Origin of the sequence: Rosenbergiella australiborealis, assembly GCF_018494035.1 — a bacterium.
Taxonomy (GTDB): domain Bacteria; phylum Pseudomonadota; class Gammaproteobacteria; order Enterobacterales; family Enterobacteriaceae; genus Rosenbergiella; species Rosenbergiella australiborealis.
In genome coordinates this window covers 20,838-35,245 of the sequence record NZ_JABBFO010000003.1, presented here as the reverse complement: position 1 = coordinate 35,245, position 14,408 = coordinate 20,838, and the positions used below count along the sequence as shown (strand labels likewise).

15 protein-coding genes are annotated in these 14,408 nt (G+C 47.0%); 4 read left to right on the top strand and 11 right to left on the bottom strand.

Going from position 1 to position 14,408, the window contains the following annotated elements; genetic code table 11:
• Nucleotides 1-17 precede the first annotated feature (17 nt).
• The gene (locus HGT73_RS04900) at nucleotides 18-1,055 is read left to right on the top strand and encodes a flagella biosynthesis regulator Flk (RefSeq protein WP_214212548.1); all 1,038 of its coding nucleotides are present in this window, start codon (nucleotides 18-20) and stop codon (nucleotides 1,053-1,055) included.
• A gap of 1 nt (nucleotide 1,056) precedes the next feature.
• On the opposite strand, the gene HGT73_RS04895 is transcribed toward HGT73_RS04900, so the two are convergent.
• A complete protein-coding gene (locus HGT73_RS04895) occupies nucleotides 1,057-1,497 on the bottom strand; it encodes a rhodanese-like domain-containing protein (protein WP_214212547.1) in 441 nt (146 codons plus the stop codon).
• Between the two features lie 90 nt (nucleotides 1,498-1,587).
• Here HGT73_RS04895 and pdxR point away from each other — a divergent pair, with 90 nt between their 5' ends.
• Entirely contained in the window at nucleotides 1,588-3,033 is a 1,446-nt protein-coding gene (gene pdxR, locus HGT73_RS04890; protein WP_214212546.1) for a MocR-like pyridoxine biosynthesis transcription factor PdxR, read from the top strand.
• Here the strand turns inward: pdxR and HGT73_RS04885 are convergent.
• Entirely contained in the window at nucleotides 2,996-4,183 is a 1,188-nt protein-coding gene (locus tag HGT73_RS04885; protein WP_214212545.1) for an MFS transporter, read from the bottom strand. The two genes, pdxR and HGT73_RS04885, sit on opposite strands and share 38 nt — an antisense overlap.
• Nucleotides 4,184-4,259: 76 nt before the next feature.
• A complete protein-coding gene (fabB, locus tag HGT73_RS04880) occupies nucleotides 4,260-5,480 on the bottom strand; it encodes a beta-ketoacyl-ACP synthase I (protein ID WP_214212544.1) in 1,221 nt (406 codons plus the stop codon).
• 154 nt (nucleotides 5,481-5,634) lie between these two features.
• Here fabB and mnmC point away from each other — a divergent pair, with 154 nt between their 5' ends.
• Nucleotides 5,635-7,623, top strand: coding sequence for a bifunctional tRNA (5-methylaminomethyl-2-thiouridine)(34)-methyltransferase MnmD/FAD-dependent 5-carboxymethylaminomethyl-2-thiouridine(34) oxidoreductase MnmC (gene mnmC / locus HGT73_RS04875; RefSeq protein ID WP_214212722.1), 1,989 nt, complete (start codon nucleotides 5,635-5,637; stop codon nucleotides 7,621-7,623).
• Here mnmC and HGT73_RS04870 read toward each other — a convergent pair.
• Genes HGT73_RS04870 through prmB form a run of 6 tightly spaced genes read right to left on the bottom strand, consistent with a single transcriptional unit; the run spans nucleotide 7,616 to nucleotide 12,197 of the window.
• Nucleotides 7,616-7,909, bottom strand: a complete 294-nt coding sequence (locus HGT73_RS04870; RefSeq protein ID WP_214212543.1) for a YfcL family protein — start codon at nucleotides 7,907-7,909, stop codon at nucleotides 7,616-7,618. The two genes, mnmC and HGT73_RS04870, sit on opposite strands and share 8 nt — an antisense overlap.
• Before the next feature lie 28 nt (nucleotides 7,910-7,937).
• Nucleotides 7,938-8,483 (bottom strand): elongation factor P hydroxylase, encoded by a 546-nt coding sequence (locus tag HGT73_RS04865; RefSeq protein WP_214212542.1) that lies wholly within the window; start codon nucleotides 8,481-8,483, stop codon nucleotides 7,938-7,940.
• A gap of 18 nt (nucleotides 8,484-8,501) precedes the next feature.
• Nucleotides 8,502-9,296 (bottom strand): TSUP family transporter, encoded by a 795-nt coding sequence (locus HGT73_RS04860; protein ID WP_214212541.1) that lies wholly within the window; start codon nucleotides 9,294-9,296, stop codon nucleotides 8,502-8,504.
• Between the two features lie 9 nt (nucleotides 9,297-9,305).
• Entirely contained in the window at nucleotides 9,306-10,130 is an 825-nt protein-coding gene (gene mepA, locus HGT73_RS04855; RefSeq protein ID WP_407073144.1) for a penicillin-insensitive murein endopeptidase, read from the bottom strand.
• 4 nt (nucleotides 10,131-10,134) lie between these two features.
• Entirely contained in the window at nucleotides 10,135-11,223 is a 1,089-nt protein-coding gene (gene aroC / locus HGT73_RS04850) for a chorismate synthase (RefSeq protein ID WP_214212539.1), read from the bottom strand.
• A gap of 38 nt (nucleotides 11,224-11,261) precedes the next feature.
• Nucleotides 11,262-12,197, bottom strand: coding sequence for a 50S ribosomal protein L3 N(5)-glutamine methyltransferase (prmB, locus tag HGT73_RS04845; RefSeq protein WP_214212538.1), 936 nt, complete (start codon nucleotides 12,195-12,197; stop codon nucleotides 11,262-11,264).
• A gap of 173 nt (nucleotides 12,198-12,370) precedes the next feature.
• Here prmB and smrB point away from each other — a divergent pair, with 173 nt between their 5' ends.
• Nucleotides 12,371-12,919: an endonuclease SmrB gene (gene smrB / locus HGT73_RS04840; RefSeq protein ID WP_214212537.1), complete on the top strand. Its 549-nt coding sequence runs from the start codon at nucleotides 12,371-12,373 to the stop codon at nucleotides 12,917-12,919.
• Nucleotides 12,920-12,938: 19 nt separating this feature from the next.
• On the opposite strand, the gene sixA is transcribed toward smrB, so the two are convergent.
• On the bottom strand, nucleotides 12,939-13,421 hold the full coding sequence (gene sixA, locus HGT73_RS04835) for a phosphohistidine phosphatase SixA (protein ID WP_214212536.1): 483 nt from the start codon (nucleotides 13,419-13,421) through the stop codon (nucleotides 12,939-12,941).
• A 203-nt stretch (nucleotides 13,422-13,624) separates the two neighbouring features.
• The gene (gene mlaA / locus HGT73_RS04830; RefSeq protein WP_214212721.1) at nucleotides 13,625-14,392 is read right to left on the bottom strand and encodes a phospholipid-binding lipoprotein MlaA; all 768 of its coding nucleotides are present in this window, start codon (nucleotides 14,390-14,392) and stop codon (nucleotides 13,625-13,627) included.
• Nucleotides 14,393-14,408: the final 16 nt, after the last annotated feature.

Sequence of the window (14,408 nt, the reverse complement as noted above, 5' to 3'; positions counted from 1 at the left end):
TTTGTAAGGATGTTGCCATGCAACCACTCAGTGGCCCTCGCGGATTTTCCGACGGTGCACGCCATCACGACTTAACGTCCTCCGACAGCCTAAAAACAAAGCCGTTGCAGAGCGAGGCTCTAACCTCCACTCAGCGAACTGCGCTCGAGCGAATTATTGTAAAAATTTTAGCCATCAGCAGCCTTAAAGCACCTGCTTTATGGGCCGGTATTCGTCATCATTTGAATGTCAGTAATGAAGGTGAATTACTCTCATCTCAATTTGCTGACGCTGAAAAATGGTTAGAAGAGATTTTAAAACAGGAACAGCATAATCATTTGGCGCGTCGTCAGTTGCAGCAACTCACCGAATTACTTCCTCAAGGGAACAATCGACAAGCTGTCAGCGAATACATTCGCCATCAATTTGGTCAAACGGTATTAAGCGCCTTAACGCAAGCACAGCTGCAACAGGTATTGACGCGTCTGCAACAAGGTGAAATCTCTATTCCTCATCCTGTACAGACTCATGCCACTGCGCGCAGCCTACTCCCGGCGGAACATCTGACTCTTAGCCAGCAAGTCGTCAAATTATCCGTGGCGAATGGTGAGTCGACAATCAGTGTGTGGGAAACATTACATACTATGGTTGGCTTGAAAAATGGTGACCCGATCCCGGTCAAGCACTACCCGCTGTTAATGCAATACCTACAAGCTCGCCAACAATTAGTGGGTCAGCAACCAATGAGCTTACAGCAACTATTTCAGGGTTTAAAACAGCCTGCTAGCCTTGAAGAGACCCAGCAAGCGGCCTCTTATTGTGAGCAATACTATCAGCTCACTACAGTGTCGCCGTTATCTACCGTGCAAGCACAAGATATCCTTAATGCATTGTTTAGCTACCGAGCCGGTTTTGGCTGGGCCTCTATGCAAAGTAGGCTCGCATCTGGACCAATACCGATTCAACACGCTGCCCCCTCTGAATCTGATAAGGCTTCCTATACACCTTTTTCGGGTCGAATTAAGGCCACTCTTGTCGTCGTTGCACTCCTATTACTGATTTTTTGGTGGTGGTAGATTAACATCCGCAGTTAGCTTGGCCTGCATGCAATGGCCAAGCCTGCGGCTGGCTTCCCTGAACAATCGGGTGATTATCTCGCCGCCAAAAATCTAATCCCCCAATGAGCTCTTTAACTCTTAATCCTGCTTGCGCTAAATGTAAAGCGCCCTTAGTAGAACCATTGCAACCTATACCATCACAATACGTCACGTAATACCGAGAACTATCCAGTGCGTTAAGCGTAGTCTCGTTCATTTCTCGATGAGGAAAATTTATTGCGCCAGGAATATGCCCCTTCGCATACTGTTGCGCTGAGCGTACATCTAAAACAATATAATCTGAGTCGCCAGTGTTAGTGGCTTCAGCCAGATCCCACGCATCAATATAGTAAGCAAGTTTCATCTTAAGATACGCGGTACTGTCATTGGGGGTGGCAAAATAAGCGAGGGTATCAGTCATTAATTATCTCCTTGTGTTATAAAAGGAGAATATCGCACAATCGCTTCGCGAAGCAGACCCATTTATCACACAATGTAAGACCACCACACCATGACTCAACGCTCTTCCATCTGGCTATCACTGACTTTAAATGGGAAAGGCTCTCGCGTTGCCCAAATTAATCACGCACTTAGGTCGGCGATTGAAAAAGGGCATCTCGTTAGCGGCGAACGCTTACCTTCTACTCGACAACTCGCCATTGATGTCGGTTGTTCACGTGTGACGGTTGAAGCGGCCTACCAACTACTGACTGATCAAGGCTATATTATCCGCCAGCCCGGTAGAGGCAGCTATGTTGCTCAATGCCAGGGGATTATCGCGACAAACCATCACCCCAAAAAATTGTTATCACCAACTCTTTCAGAGCGCGGGAAACAACATTTGGCCCAGCGTTTATGTCAAGATCCTCGACAGATACAAGCTTTTAATGCAGGGGTTCCCGATGTGCAGGCTTTTCCTACTCATTATTGGGCCAAGGTAACGCAAGAAGTGATGGATAATCTAGCACCCGAGCTGTTGCTCTACGGCGATCCGCAAGGTCTTTTAGTGTGCCGTCAGGCGGTCAGTCACTATCTTGCCCTCTCTCGACAAGTAAACTGTTCACCCTCACAAATTATTATGATGACCAGTTCACAACAAGCCTTACAACTCTTAGCAGATCTATTGCTTGATGAAGGCGATACGGTACTGACCGAAGCATTATGTTATCAAGGTGCCGTTAATGCCTTTCAGCAGGCAGGGACTATACTGAAGGCACAGCCCCTAGATGATGAAGGTGCGCTAGCCCCAACCACCAATGCCAAATTAGCCTATTTGACACCGGGTCACCAATATCCCTTGGGAATGACGATGAGTGCAGTCAGGCGCCGAGCATGGTTAGATTGGGCAGCCCAACAGCACAGTTGGATCATCGAGGACGACTATGACGGTGAGTTTCACTACGGAACAAGTCCCTTGCCCTCGTTACAACAGATGGACTGTGCACAAACTGTCATTTACCTTGGTACCTTTTCTAAAACCTTATTCCCAGCGATCCGTCTTGCCTATATGGTCGTGCCACACTCGCTCGTTCCTGCTGTCGTTAAGGCACGACAAATGATGGATAGCCATACCGCGCAACTGACTCAAGCAGTTAGCGCAGAGTTTATATTTCAAGGTTATTTTGCAAGCCATCTACGTCTGATGAAAAGGCTTTATGAGGCGAGATTCCGTTTACTTATTGCGCTACTACACGAGCATACTGCTGATTACCTGCGTATTTTACCCGGTGAAGGCGGGCTGCAACTTGCCGTGGAATATTTACTAGGAAGTACCGAGAAAATTACCCTTACCGCTGCGCGACAAGGGCTCGTGTTGGTTGAACTTGCGCCCCTGTGTTTGACATCCGAAAAGATTAATGGATGGATTCTTGGCTTCGCTTCCCTTCCTCCACAGGCATTACGAACTGCTGTGATGCTGTTTAAGACTGTTCTACAGGACGCATCATCGTCACACTGATGACGATACCTAGCAGTGCGCTACACGCACCCGCTATATAGACCGCGCCGTAGCCAGCACTGTTCGCTAAAAATCCTGCCAATGGGCCGGTAGCGCCGTAAGCAATATCCTGAAATGCGGAGAAGCACCCTAACGCGGTTCCACGGACTTGTGCGTCGACGCGTTTCATAATCTCCACTCCCATCGCCGGAAACACTAATGAACACCCCGCACCCGTTAATGCCGCACCCACTAATGCTTGCCACTCTTGTAGGCTAAAACCAATTAATACTAGACCAATTAGTTCCACACCCAGAGATAGGATAGTGACTTTTATACCACCTATTTTATCAGGCAGGCCGCCAAAGAAGATTCGCACTACGACATAAGCAAGACCAAATATCGTTAAGGTATACCCTGCATTTCCCCAATGCTCAGCAGCAAAGTAGAGCGAAATAAAAGCACCAATTACGGCAAATCCAACTCCCTGAAGTGCTAGTACTGTTCCCGGCACTACAATTTGTTTAAGCACGGTCGTAAAACTCGGACGATCACCGCCACTAATCGGTACACTGGGGACTTTGGCATTACAGAGTAATGCGACAAGCGGGCAAACAATACAGGCAATACTCACCCCAAGGAAAGCGAAGTGGTGATAAAGGAATAAGCCAATTGGCGCCCCAGCCGCCAATGAACCATAAATTGCCATACCGTTCCAAGACATAACAATCCCCGACCGTTTCTGGCCGATAAGACCCAGTCCCCAAGTTAAATTGCCCGTCAATAGAAAACTCTCGCCCAGTCCAAGAAGGAGTCGCCCCGCCACTAGCAGGCCAAATTGCAACCAGACTGAGTGATGGGCGAAGAGCGCAATAAAATAGACAAGACCCACTAGGGTAATTACACCCATACCGAATCGCGTCGTTTTTTTTGCCCCTTGCTGATCGGCCTTTTTACCGGCAAATCCACGGTTAGCCAACGTGGCAAAAAATTGAATTCCAACCGCGATCCCAACCATCACATTATTCATTCCTAAATCGTTATGAACAAACAAAGGGATGACAGGTAAAGCAATGCCAGCAGTAAGGTAGGTTAAAAAGACGGAAAACGAGGTTACGGCAACTGGTTTTACTGAACGGTTATTATCGGTAATGCACGGTTCCTGCGTCATCAAGTCACTCCTTAACACTTTTTCAGCACCAATAAAAACGGCAGCCTAAGCTACCGTTTTTCGGACAAGATGATAATTATGACGTGAATTTACGCATCGTCAATGTTGCGTTTGTTCCACCGAAACCAAAGCTATTTGACATGACAGTCGTTAATGCGCGTTCAGTTGGCGCAGTAATAATATTCATGCCTTCTGCTGCAGCATCAGCTTGTTCAATATTAATACTTGGTGCGATAAATCCATGCTCAAGCATTAATAATGTATAAATCGCTTCTTGCACACCGGCAGCACCTAATGAGTGACCAGTCATCGCTTTAGTTGCCGAAAGCGCAGGGGTGTTATCACCAAATACAGCGCGAATTGCGCCTAGCTCTTTCACATCACCCACTGGCGTAGAAGTACCGTGAGTATTCAGATAGTCGATGGGCGTATCAACGCCTTCCATTGCCATCTTCATGCAACGCGCAGCACCTTCACCAGAAGGGGCAACCATGTCAGCACCATCAGATGTCGCACCGTATCCAACAATCTCTGCATAGATGTGTGCACCGCGTGCTAGCGCATGCTCAAGCTCTTCAACAACGACCATACCGCCGCCGCCGGCGATAACAAATCCATCGCGCTCAGAATCATAGGTCCGTGATGCTTTTTCTGGCGTGTCATTATATTTAGTTGACAACGCACCCATGGCATCAAACTCGCAAGCCAGTTCCCAGCACAGCTCTTCACCGCCACCCGCAAACACAATATCTTGTTTGCCTAATTGAATTTGCTCAACGGCATTACCAATACAGTGTGCTGAAGTGGCACAGGCGGAACTGATTGAATAGTTAACACCGTGGATTTTGAACGGCGTTGCTAAACATGCAGATACCCCAGAGGCCATCGCTTTGGTCACCACATAAGGACCAACCGCTTTCAATCCACGTGGGCTACGCATCGCGTCCGCACCAAAGACCTGAAAACGTGGCGAACCGCCGCCTGATCCCGCAATAAGACCCACACGAGGGTTATTTTGATATTGCTCTTCAGTTAATTTTGAATCTTTTACCGCTTCTGCCATAGACAGATAAGCATAAATCGAGGCATCACTCATGAAACGCACAATCTTACGATCAATTAAGCCTGTGGTATCCATCTTGACATTACCCCAGACATGGCTCCGCATACCTGCATCTTTCATTTCATCAGAAAAAGTGATTCCTGAACGCCCCTCACGTAGAGAAGCCAGCACTTCCTGCTGATTATTACCAATGCTGGAAACAATCCCCAAGCCAGTGATCACTGCACGTTTCATTCACATTCCTCATAACAACTATCGTCTTATTGGTGTGCACTTTAGCGTACAGTTGTACGCCGAACAACCCCCAATGTATAAACTCTTTGTAAATTTGCCTGTAAATTGTGATGTCGCTAGACTATTCGCAAGTCTTCCGCTACGAGTCATTGATGTGAAATCATCCACTATTAAACATGCTGCCCTACATTGGAACGAACAAGGTACACCTGTTTCGGAATTTTTTGAGGATGTCTACTTTTCTAACGACAACGGGATTGAAGAAACTCGTTACGTTTTTATAGAAGGTAATCAACTCCCTACCCGACTTATTTCATCAGAAAATGACTGTTTTACGATTGCCGAAACCGGCTTTGGTACCGGCCTGAATTTCTTGACACTGTGGCAACATTATCGACAGCTACGTCAGTCACACCCTGAAAAAAATTTACCTCGGTTACACTTCGTCAGTTGTGAAAAATTCCCACTGACCTTAGCTGATTTACAGCTCGCCCATCAACATTGGCCAGAACTAGAATATTTTTCAAAAACCTTATGCCAACAGTGGCCAGATGCCTTACCGGGATGCCATCGTCTTATTTTTGAGCAAGGCAATATCGTGCTTGACCTGTGGTTTGGCGACATCAATGACATGTTAGAGGATCTTAGGGCTAATTTAGTTCAAAAAATTGATGCCTGGTTCTTAGATGGTTTTGCCCCTTCTAAAAATCCCGATATGTGGACAGATGAACTTTTCACCGTCTTGGCTGCAACTGTTAAAGAGAATGGTACTTTTGCGACATTCACTGCCGCAGGTTTTGTTCGTCGTGGACTGGAAAAGGCAGGCTTTGCGGTAACGCGCAGAAAAGGTTTTGCCCAAAAACGTGAAATGCTAGTCGGTACACGCGTTACGCCTTTGGAGGTGCCGTCCGCGAGATCTGGCTACCCCCGTCCTAGGGGAAACAATAAAGCCATCGCCATTATTGGTGGAGGTATAGCAAGTGCGTGCCTTTGTATCGCGTTACTGCGCCGTGGCTGGGACGTCACGCTCTATTGCGCTGATAAAAAACCGGCTGAAAATGCCTCAGGAAATCGACAAGGTGCACTCTACCCTCTACTGCATGCACAAGATCCGCAACTGGCCAACTTCTTTACCACCGCATTTACCTATGCGAGGCGTTTTTATGACTCATTACCTATTGATTTTGAGCATCAGTGGTGTGGCGTTTTACAACTGGGTTGGGATGATAAAAGCCGACATAAAATAAACCAACAGTTATCCCTCCAACTTCCTGCGTCTCTCGCTTATGCGGTCACTTCAAGTGAAGCGAGCAATATTGCCGGTCTTCCTGTCGAGCATAGCGGCATTTACTACCCACAGGGGGGATGGTTATCACCTGCCGAACTCACCACTGCACTTTTTGACTGGGCAATCGCTCAAGGCGCTCACTGTCATTGGCAACACCATGTAGAAAGTATCGAACAGCAAAAAAATGGCAGATGGCAATTACGATTTAGTGATGGACATAGCGTGACACACCCGCAACTGGTTCTTGCCAATGGTCATCAACTCAACCAATTTGCACAGACTGAAGCATTTCCAGTCTACCCAGTCGCTGGGCAAGTTAGCCATCTGGCACAACAAGAGCCATTAAGCCAGCTCTCTACTGTCCTCTGCTATGAAGGATATTTAACACCATTAAGCACCAAGCACCACAGTCACTGTATTGGAGCAAGCTATCGGCGTGGCGTCACAGATTGTCAGTATTCAGAAGATGAGCAGGCTGCCAATAAAGCACGTTTAGTACAATGTCTTCCCAATAGTGAATGGGCATCAAAGGTGGAGATGGGTCGCCATGCTCGCGTGGCTGTCCGCTGTGCAACACGGGACCATCTACCGATGATCGGTGCACTCAGTGACTACACAGGATTAGTCGCGATAGCTGCTCAGCACGAAAAAGTCTTCGCTGACGACTATTTTCACGGCGCGTATCTGTTGGGTGGGTTTGGCTCCAGAGGTATTTGCAGTGCGCCTCTCGCAGCAGAAGTTCTCGCTTCGCAATTAGCCGGAGAACCGCTGCCACTTGATCAATCGACCTTAAATGCTTTACATCCGGGACGCTTCTGGATCCGTAAAATGTTGAAAGGTAGACCTATTACTTAACCAGTAAGGTAGCCTCTACCGCTTGCTGGTAGAGGTCTTCCCAGAGCTGCGTGACTAATGTTTGGTCCGGCGGTGAGAGTTCACCTGCTTTAATTGCTTGTGACAGACTCTGTTCGACCTGTAATTTTAAGGCTTGAGGCTCGGCGTCTTGAATCTGTTCCAACTCAGCCACCGCTAAGGTTAAATGCCCACGAAGATACCCTCCGGCAAATAACTCATCCTCCGATCCGTGTTCAACCGTCTTGTCGATGCTATCAAGGATATGCTGCTCAATATCTGTAATCATTGCGGTTCCTAGAATAAAAAAGGTCTATTTATAAAACATCTACCCACGAGAATTGATCTGGATGGAGAGGAGCAGTGTTATAGAAGCGTTGCAGTGCAGCAACAAGGCGTGCCGGACGCTCCGGTAAGCCGTTTTCAAGATAATACATGACTTGTGCATAAACGTGACGTTGGAAGGCTATGCGATCAGGCTCGCAGGTGCCTTCCAAGTTATCGCAACTAATATTAAAAGGAAAACCGGCTGCAACAGAAAATATCCATTCTAATGCTTGAGGTTTAATTTCAACTTGCTCAAACCGAGCTTGAGTCGCTTCATCACGACCATCTGGACAGTACCAATATCCGAAGTCAACTAACAATCTGCGCTGCGCGCCAGCAATGCACCAATGAGAAATTTCATGTAACGTGCTGGCATAATAACCGTGCGCGAAAACGATTCGATGATAATTACACGTCTCATCCGCCGGTAAATAGATAGGCTCATCCTCACCTTTGATTAAGCGGGTATTGAAATCAGCGTAAAAGCAGTGATCGAAAAGCGTAATCATGTCCTGATAGTGATGTTGCTGAGTCATAAATTTATCTTAATAAAATTAAAAACCAATACTGTGTAGTAACGCCGGGCCATGACTATCCCATAATAGTTTTGCACTCATCACCATCGAGACAACCACAACCATCGGCCTGATCAGCTTCTGTCCGCGGCTTAACACAAGTCGAGCACCGAGGCGAGCCCCACAGACGGCACCAATGAGCATGATAGCACCAAGGCCCCAAACCACTTTACCGCCCATCATAAAGAAAATTAGGCTGGCGAAGTTTGAGGTAAAATTAAGGACTTTAGCGTGTGCTGTCGCTTTGGCTAGATTAAATCCTGCGAGAGTAACAAATGCCAATGCGTAAAAAGATCCTGCGCCGGGACCAAAAAATCCATCATAAAATCCGACACATCCCCCACCAATCAACGCATAAGCAATACCCTCAAGCCGCGCGGTTTTATCTATTTTGCCCAGTGTTGGCATAAATAAAAACCAAAGGCCAATACCGATAAGCAACAGCGGTAAGACTTGGCGTAGAACATCCGCTTTAAGATGCTGAATAGTGATTGTACCAATTACGGCACCAACGAAGGTCAATACTATATTTACCCATTGTTGACGCAAATCGACGGCTTTACGGCGTACGAAATATAAACTTGCGGAGAAAGACCCGCCAACAGATTGTAACTTATTAGTCGCTAATACTTGGGCTGGGGAGAGTCCTGCGGCTAATAGCGCGGGAACCGTTAATAATCCCCCACCCCCGGCAATCGAATCAATAAAAGCGGCAAGTACTGCGACAAAAAAAAGAACAGCAATCAACTCCGGACTCACAACAAACCAATCCATGCATGACCCTTACAGTAAATGTTTGTCCAATAATGCTTGGCAGTCGGCAGGCAATATAGGAGGTTGAGGTTTAACTGGGTGTAAATCAGGTTTAGCGGGTTCAAACCAACTTTGTAGCTCCGCGCCACAGCCATCGCCTGGAGGCGGTGGAGCTTGTTCTACGCATTGGGTGTCATTGGTGGGGCAATGTAATCGCACATGCATATGAGCACGGTGTCCAAACCAAGGACGAACCTTCTGTAACCATTGACGATCGCTGCCAGCATCACGACAGAGCTGTTGTTTAATGGCTGGATTTACAAAGATTCTAGCCACCTGCGGATCTTCCGCTGCTTGGCGTACCAACGTATCGGTATCTCGACTCCATAACCGCGATGATATCGACTTACCGTCCGCAGAGACTAAATCTAACGGTTGAGGATGTAATAATTGCTCGGATGTCCAGCGCTGGCGAGGAATTTGTAGCCAAATATCGACATCAAGTCCAATCTGATGGCTCGCATGACCGCTGCTAAAGCGCCCACCTGCTGGCATTCCCATATCACCGACTAGGACTATACCAGAGGTCTGCTGAGCGACGTGTTGACTAAGGTGTTCAATAAATTGGATTAATAATGGGTGGCCAAAATAACGGCGTTGATCTTGACGCATCACTTGGTAATACTCAGCCTGTAATGGTAATGCTTGTGCGCCGATAATACAGCCATTGGCATAGCTTCCAATAGGCCGAACAGGCCCGGCTATGGGTTGCTGAATTTTCTGCCACGGGGTTTGGGCGCAGACTGTAAACACTGAAGCCATAAACAGAGCACTACCGGCCATCCATTGTTTAATCATCTTAGTCGCCTTGTCCTGATAAAACATGACTCTCGCCGCATTGTCCACGATGTCTGAGTAAATGATCCATTAAGACGATCGCGGTCATAGCTTCGGCAATGGGTACCGCACGGATACCGACACAAGGGTCGTGACGTCCACGGGTAATCATCTCCACTTCCTCACCTTGACGGGTAACAGTCTTACCTGGCACCGTAATACTCGATGTCGGTTTCAAAGCAATAGACGCCGTAATGGTCTGACCGCTGCTAATACCGCCGAGAATACCTCCTGCATGATTACTCTGAAATCCATCTTGTCGAATCTCATCACGGTGCTGGCTTCCACGCTGGCTTACAACATCAAAACCATCGCCAATCTCAACCCCTTTTACAGCGTTAATGCTCATCAGAGCATGCGCCAGATCGGCATCAAGACGATCAAACACCGGTTCACCAAGGCCGACAGGGACATTTTCAGCGACGATGCTAACTTTCGCGCCGATAGAGTCTCCCTCTTTTTTTAACCCGCGTAACAAGGCGTCTAGGGCTTCAAGTTTATCGCTATCTGGGGAGAAAAAAGGATTCTGCTCAACCTCTGACCAGTCTTTTAATTCACAGGTGACATCGCCCATCTGTGACAGATAACCACGAACAACCACATTGTGAGTGAGCTGTAGATATTTTTTAGCAATTGCCCCAGCAGCAACACGCATCGCCGTTTCGCGAGCAGAAGAGCGCCCCCCCCCACGGTAATCGCGAAAGCCATATTTTTTATCGTAGGTATAATCAGCATGGCCAGGACGATACAATTCTTTAATTTCACCATAGTCTTGTGAACGTTGATCAGTATTTTCTATCAGTAGTCCGATCGACGTTCCCGTGGTTTTACCTTCAAAAACCCCTGATAAAATTTTTACTTGATCAGGCTCACGACGCTGCGTGGTATAGCGCGAGGTACCGGGACGTCGACGGTCAAGATCGTGTTGTAAATCAGCCTCGGTCAAGGGGATCCCAGGAGGAACACCATCAACAATACACCCTAGCGCCAAGCCGTGAGACTCACCAAACGTTGTCACACGGAAAAGTTGACCAATAGTATTTCCAGCCATGTTTCATCCTTACTGTAAATGTGTGCTGAAAAATCGACTTATTTTGTCGAGCTACTTTCAAAAATATGCTTAAATTCAACTAATTGATGATAATCCAACATAAAGACCCCATCACCACCTTGTTCAAACTCTAACCATGTAAAAGGGACTTCAGGGTATTGCTCGATCATATGCACCATACTGTTGCCAACCTCGCAAATCAGTACGCCATCTTCGCTTAAGAAATTCGTAGCTTGGGCAAGCATACGATTAACCAGGAACAATCCATCATGGCCCGCAGCTAAACCTAGTTCAGGTTCATGGCGATACTCATCAGGCAAGTCATCCATGTCTTCAGCATCAACATAAGGAGGATTGGTGACAATTAGGTCATATTTGATCGGGGGAATATTATCAAAAAGGTCTGAGCAAAGCGGCGTAACTTGATTCATCATACCGTGCGCTTCGATATTCTGTTCGGTAACGGCTAGGGCATCAGTGGAGATATCAACTGCATCTACTTCGGCATCTGGGAATGCATAGGCACAGGCAATCGCAATGCAGCCACTGCCCGTACAAAGATCTAAAATATGACGAGGTGAACGATTGATAAGTCCAGAAAAACCATGATTAATCAATTCACCAATCGGCGAACGTGGCACTAACACACGCTCATCAACATAAAACTCATGTCCACAAAACCAGGCTTGATGCGTTAAGTAGGCAACAGGAATGCGCTCGAAAACACGTCGGGTGACGCGCTCAACGATTAATTCACGTTCAGAGCGGGTCAAGCGAGCAGTCCGCATATCTTCAGGGAAATCGAGAGGCAAATGTAGTGTTGGTAGAACGAGCTGAACGGCTTCATCCCAAGGATTGTCTGTACCATGACCGTACCAGATTTCAGCGGCTGAAAAACGGCTGATCGTCCAACGCAACATATCCTGAATGGTATGCAGGTCGCTTACCACCTCTTCGGCAAAAAATTTATCCACATGCCCTCCAGGGCAACTAACAAAACTTTACCTAGTTTGCCATGAAGTTATGCTAAATTCAGCCTTAATAGACGGCTATTTTCACCATTTACTTGGAATTGTTAATAGAAATTTGATTTTTAATGCATTGCCGTTAAAAATGACAAGATGATCATTCAGCAGCTGGAATCGCGATGAGTAGTAAAAAAACCCTCGACAAAGAAGATCTCGACCTGTTTAGAACCTTAATGGGGGAGACTCGTCGCCTTAAGCAAGATACTGTGCTGCATTCGCTCACTAAAAAAATTGACCGAGCGCTACCGGTAAAACGCCTTATTAGCGAACAGGTAGATAATAGCCACTATTTTTCCGATGAGTATCAACCACTACTCGCAGAGGAAGGCCCTGTTCGTTATCTCCGCGCAGACGTTAGCCCTTATGAAGTCAAAAAGTTACGTCGCGGAGACTATACGCCCGAGATTTTTCTAGATTTACATGGTCTAACGCAGCGACAAGCAAAACAAGAACTGGGTGCCATGATTGCCGCATGTCGACGTGAGCGGCTTTTTTGCGCTTCGGTCATGCATGGCCACGGAAAGCATATCCTTAAACAACAAACACCACTATGGTTAGCCCAGCACCCGCACGTAATGGCTTTTCACCAAGCGCCTAAGATGTTTGGTGGAAACGCCGCTATTCTGTTACTCATTGAGGTCGATGAGCTAATAACCCCACTCTTTTAGCCTAGGCGGGCGAACTTCATTACATCGCAGCAGCTAATCGTGATGGACTTTCTTGCCAACACAAGGTGCCACGCGAGGTTGTCACATCATAGTCAATATGGGCGATACCGGCCGTTGCAAACATGGGCGGACATTGTTCAGGGCAAAGCGCCGTGACGAGATAGCCGACAAGAGGGAGATGAGAAATAACCATGACAGTATCAACCCCTTCGCGGGCCAGTGCGTGCAGATAGTCGCTGACTTCTTTCGCATCACCTGCAGGCGTCAACAGCTCAAGGGTTTCAACCTTACCGCTCTGCGGTACATTCTCTGAAAAATGCATGAATGTTTGCTGCGCACGGAGAAAAGGGCTCACTAAAGTCACATCAAAAGCAGGCTGTTGCTCAACCAACCAGCGAGACATTTGTTGTGTTTCTTCAACACCGTAACGCGTCAACGGACGTTGCGCGTCACTTGCCGCATCGAGAGCTGCGTCGCCATGACGCATTATATAAACATGCATAAAGCACCGTTACTGAATGGAAAGTTGGCTCATTGCTGACAATGCATGCAATGAATCTGCTTTTTTACCCTAGCTCAGTGATACAGTCAACCCTGTTGCACGACAATGATCGGCAACCTGCTGTAAACATGTAGAAAAAAAACACAATTTAACGTATAAAAAACGCCCGAATTCGGGCGTATTGAAAAGATAGCGTAGACCGTTTAATCCCCGTCAATATCTTTAAGATCACCTTGGATAGCTTGGGCATTCGCATTATCTTCAGGTTTTAATTTCCCACCATTAGCTAAGAAATCATAACGCTGGAAGTAAGCATTACGAATAAAGGCATAAGGATCACTCTGTTGTTTGAGTATTCCATCAGAATCGAGAAGCTCTGCCCTTGTTTCTATACCTTCCAGTGCCCATTTACCCGCAGAGAGCCAAATCGTTAACCAGCTAAGCGGTGCATAAAGTTTATCGACATAATCACCACCGTCTTGACGCACAGTAAAGCTGCCATAGACCGGTAGTTCAACATAAGGGCCGTAGCCAACACCGTAGTGTCCTAATGTGCTTCCGAAACCTAATGCGTGTTCTCGTGCAAGCTGTGGATTGGCTTTACCGGCAACATCAATAAATCCACCTAAACCAAGCGTAGAGTTAAGAAAAAAGCGGGTAAAGTGAATAGCCGCTCTTTCAACATCACCCTGCAATAAATAGTTAACCATCGTGGACGGTTCGTCCAAATTGCCTAAAACGTTACTAATTCCTGTACGTGCAGGGACAGGAACATAATCACGCCATGCCACGGCAACCGGCCGCACAACATAAGGGTCTAGCACATCGTAGTTGAACGAAAACATCGTGCGGTTAAAACCTTGCAGCGGATCACTACGTTGTGATGACTGCTGACTTGAATCGGTTTTTGAACTCGCACATCCCACTAAAACAAGCGTCGCTAAACTTAATATTGTTAGCCGGTAAGACATGCTCTTTGCCATGTTT

Bases quoted from the DNA above. Each gene is read 5' to 3' on its own strand.
- HGT73_RS04870 (WP_214212543.1), bottom strand. From the start codon at position 7,909: ATGATTACAGATATTGAGCAGCATATCCTTGATAGCATCGACAAGACG.
- fabB (WP_214212544.1), bottom strand. From the start codon at position 5,480: ATGAAACGTGCAGTGATCACTGGCTTGGGGATTGTTTCCAGCATTGGT.
- mlaA (WP_214212721.1), bottom strand. From the start codon at position 14,392: ATGTCTTACCGGCTAACAATATTAAGTTTAGCGACGCTTGTTTTAGTG.
- aroC (WP_214212539.1), bottom strand. From the start codon at position 11,223: ATGGCTGGAAATACTATTGGTCAACTTTTCCGTGTGACAACGTTTGGT.
- HGT73_RS04865 (WP_214212542.1), bottom strand. From the start codon at position 8,483: ATGACTCAGCAACATCACTATCAGGACATGATTACGCTTTTCGATCAC.
- smrB (WP_214212537.1), top strand. From the start codon at position 12,371: ATGAGTAGTAAAAAAACCCTCGACAAAGAAGATCTCGACCTGTTTAGA.
- HGT73_RS04885 (WP_214212545.1), bottom strand. From the start codon at position 4,183: ATGACGCAGGAACCGTGCATTACCGATAATAACCGTTCAGTAAAACCA.
- HGT73_RS04860 (WP_214212541.1), bottom strand. From the start codon at position 9,296: ATGGATTGGTTTGTTGTGAGTCCGGAGTTGATTGCTGTTCTTTTTTTT.
- sixA (WP_214212536.1), bottom strand. From the start codon at position 13,421: ATGCATGTTTATATAATGCGTCATGGCGACGCAGCTCTCGATGCGGCA.
- HGT73_RS04900 (WP_214212548.1), top strand. From the start codon at position 18: ATGCAACCACTCAGTGGCCCTCGCGGATTTTCCGACGGTGCACGCCAT.
- HGT73_RS04895 (WP_214212547.1), bottom strand. From the start codon at position 1,497: ATGACTGATACCCTCGCTTATTTTGCCACCCCCAATGACAGTACCGCG.
- pdxR (WP_214212546.1), top strand. From the start codon at position 1,588: ATGACTCAACGCTCTTCCATCTGGCTATCACTGACTTTAAATGGGAAA.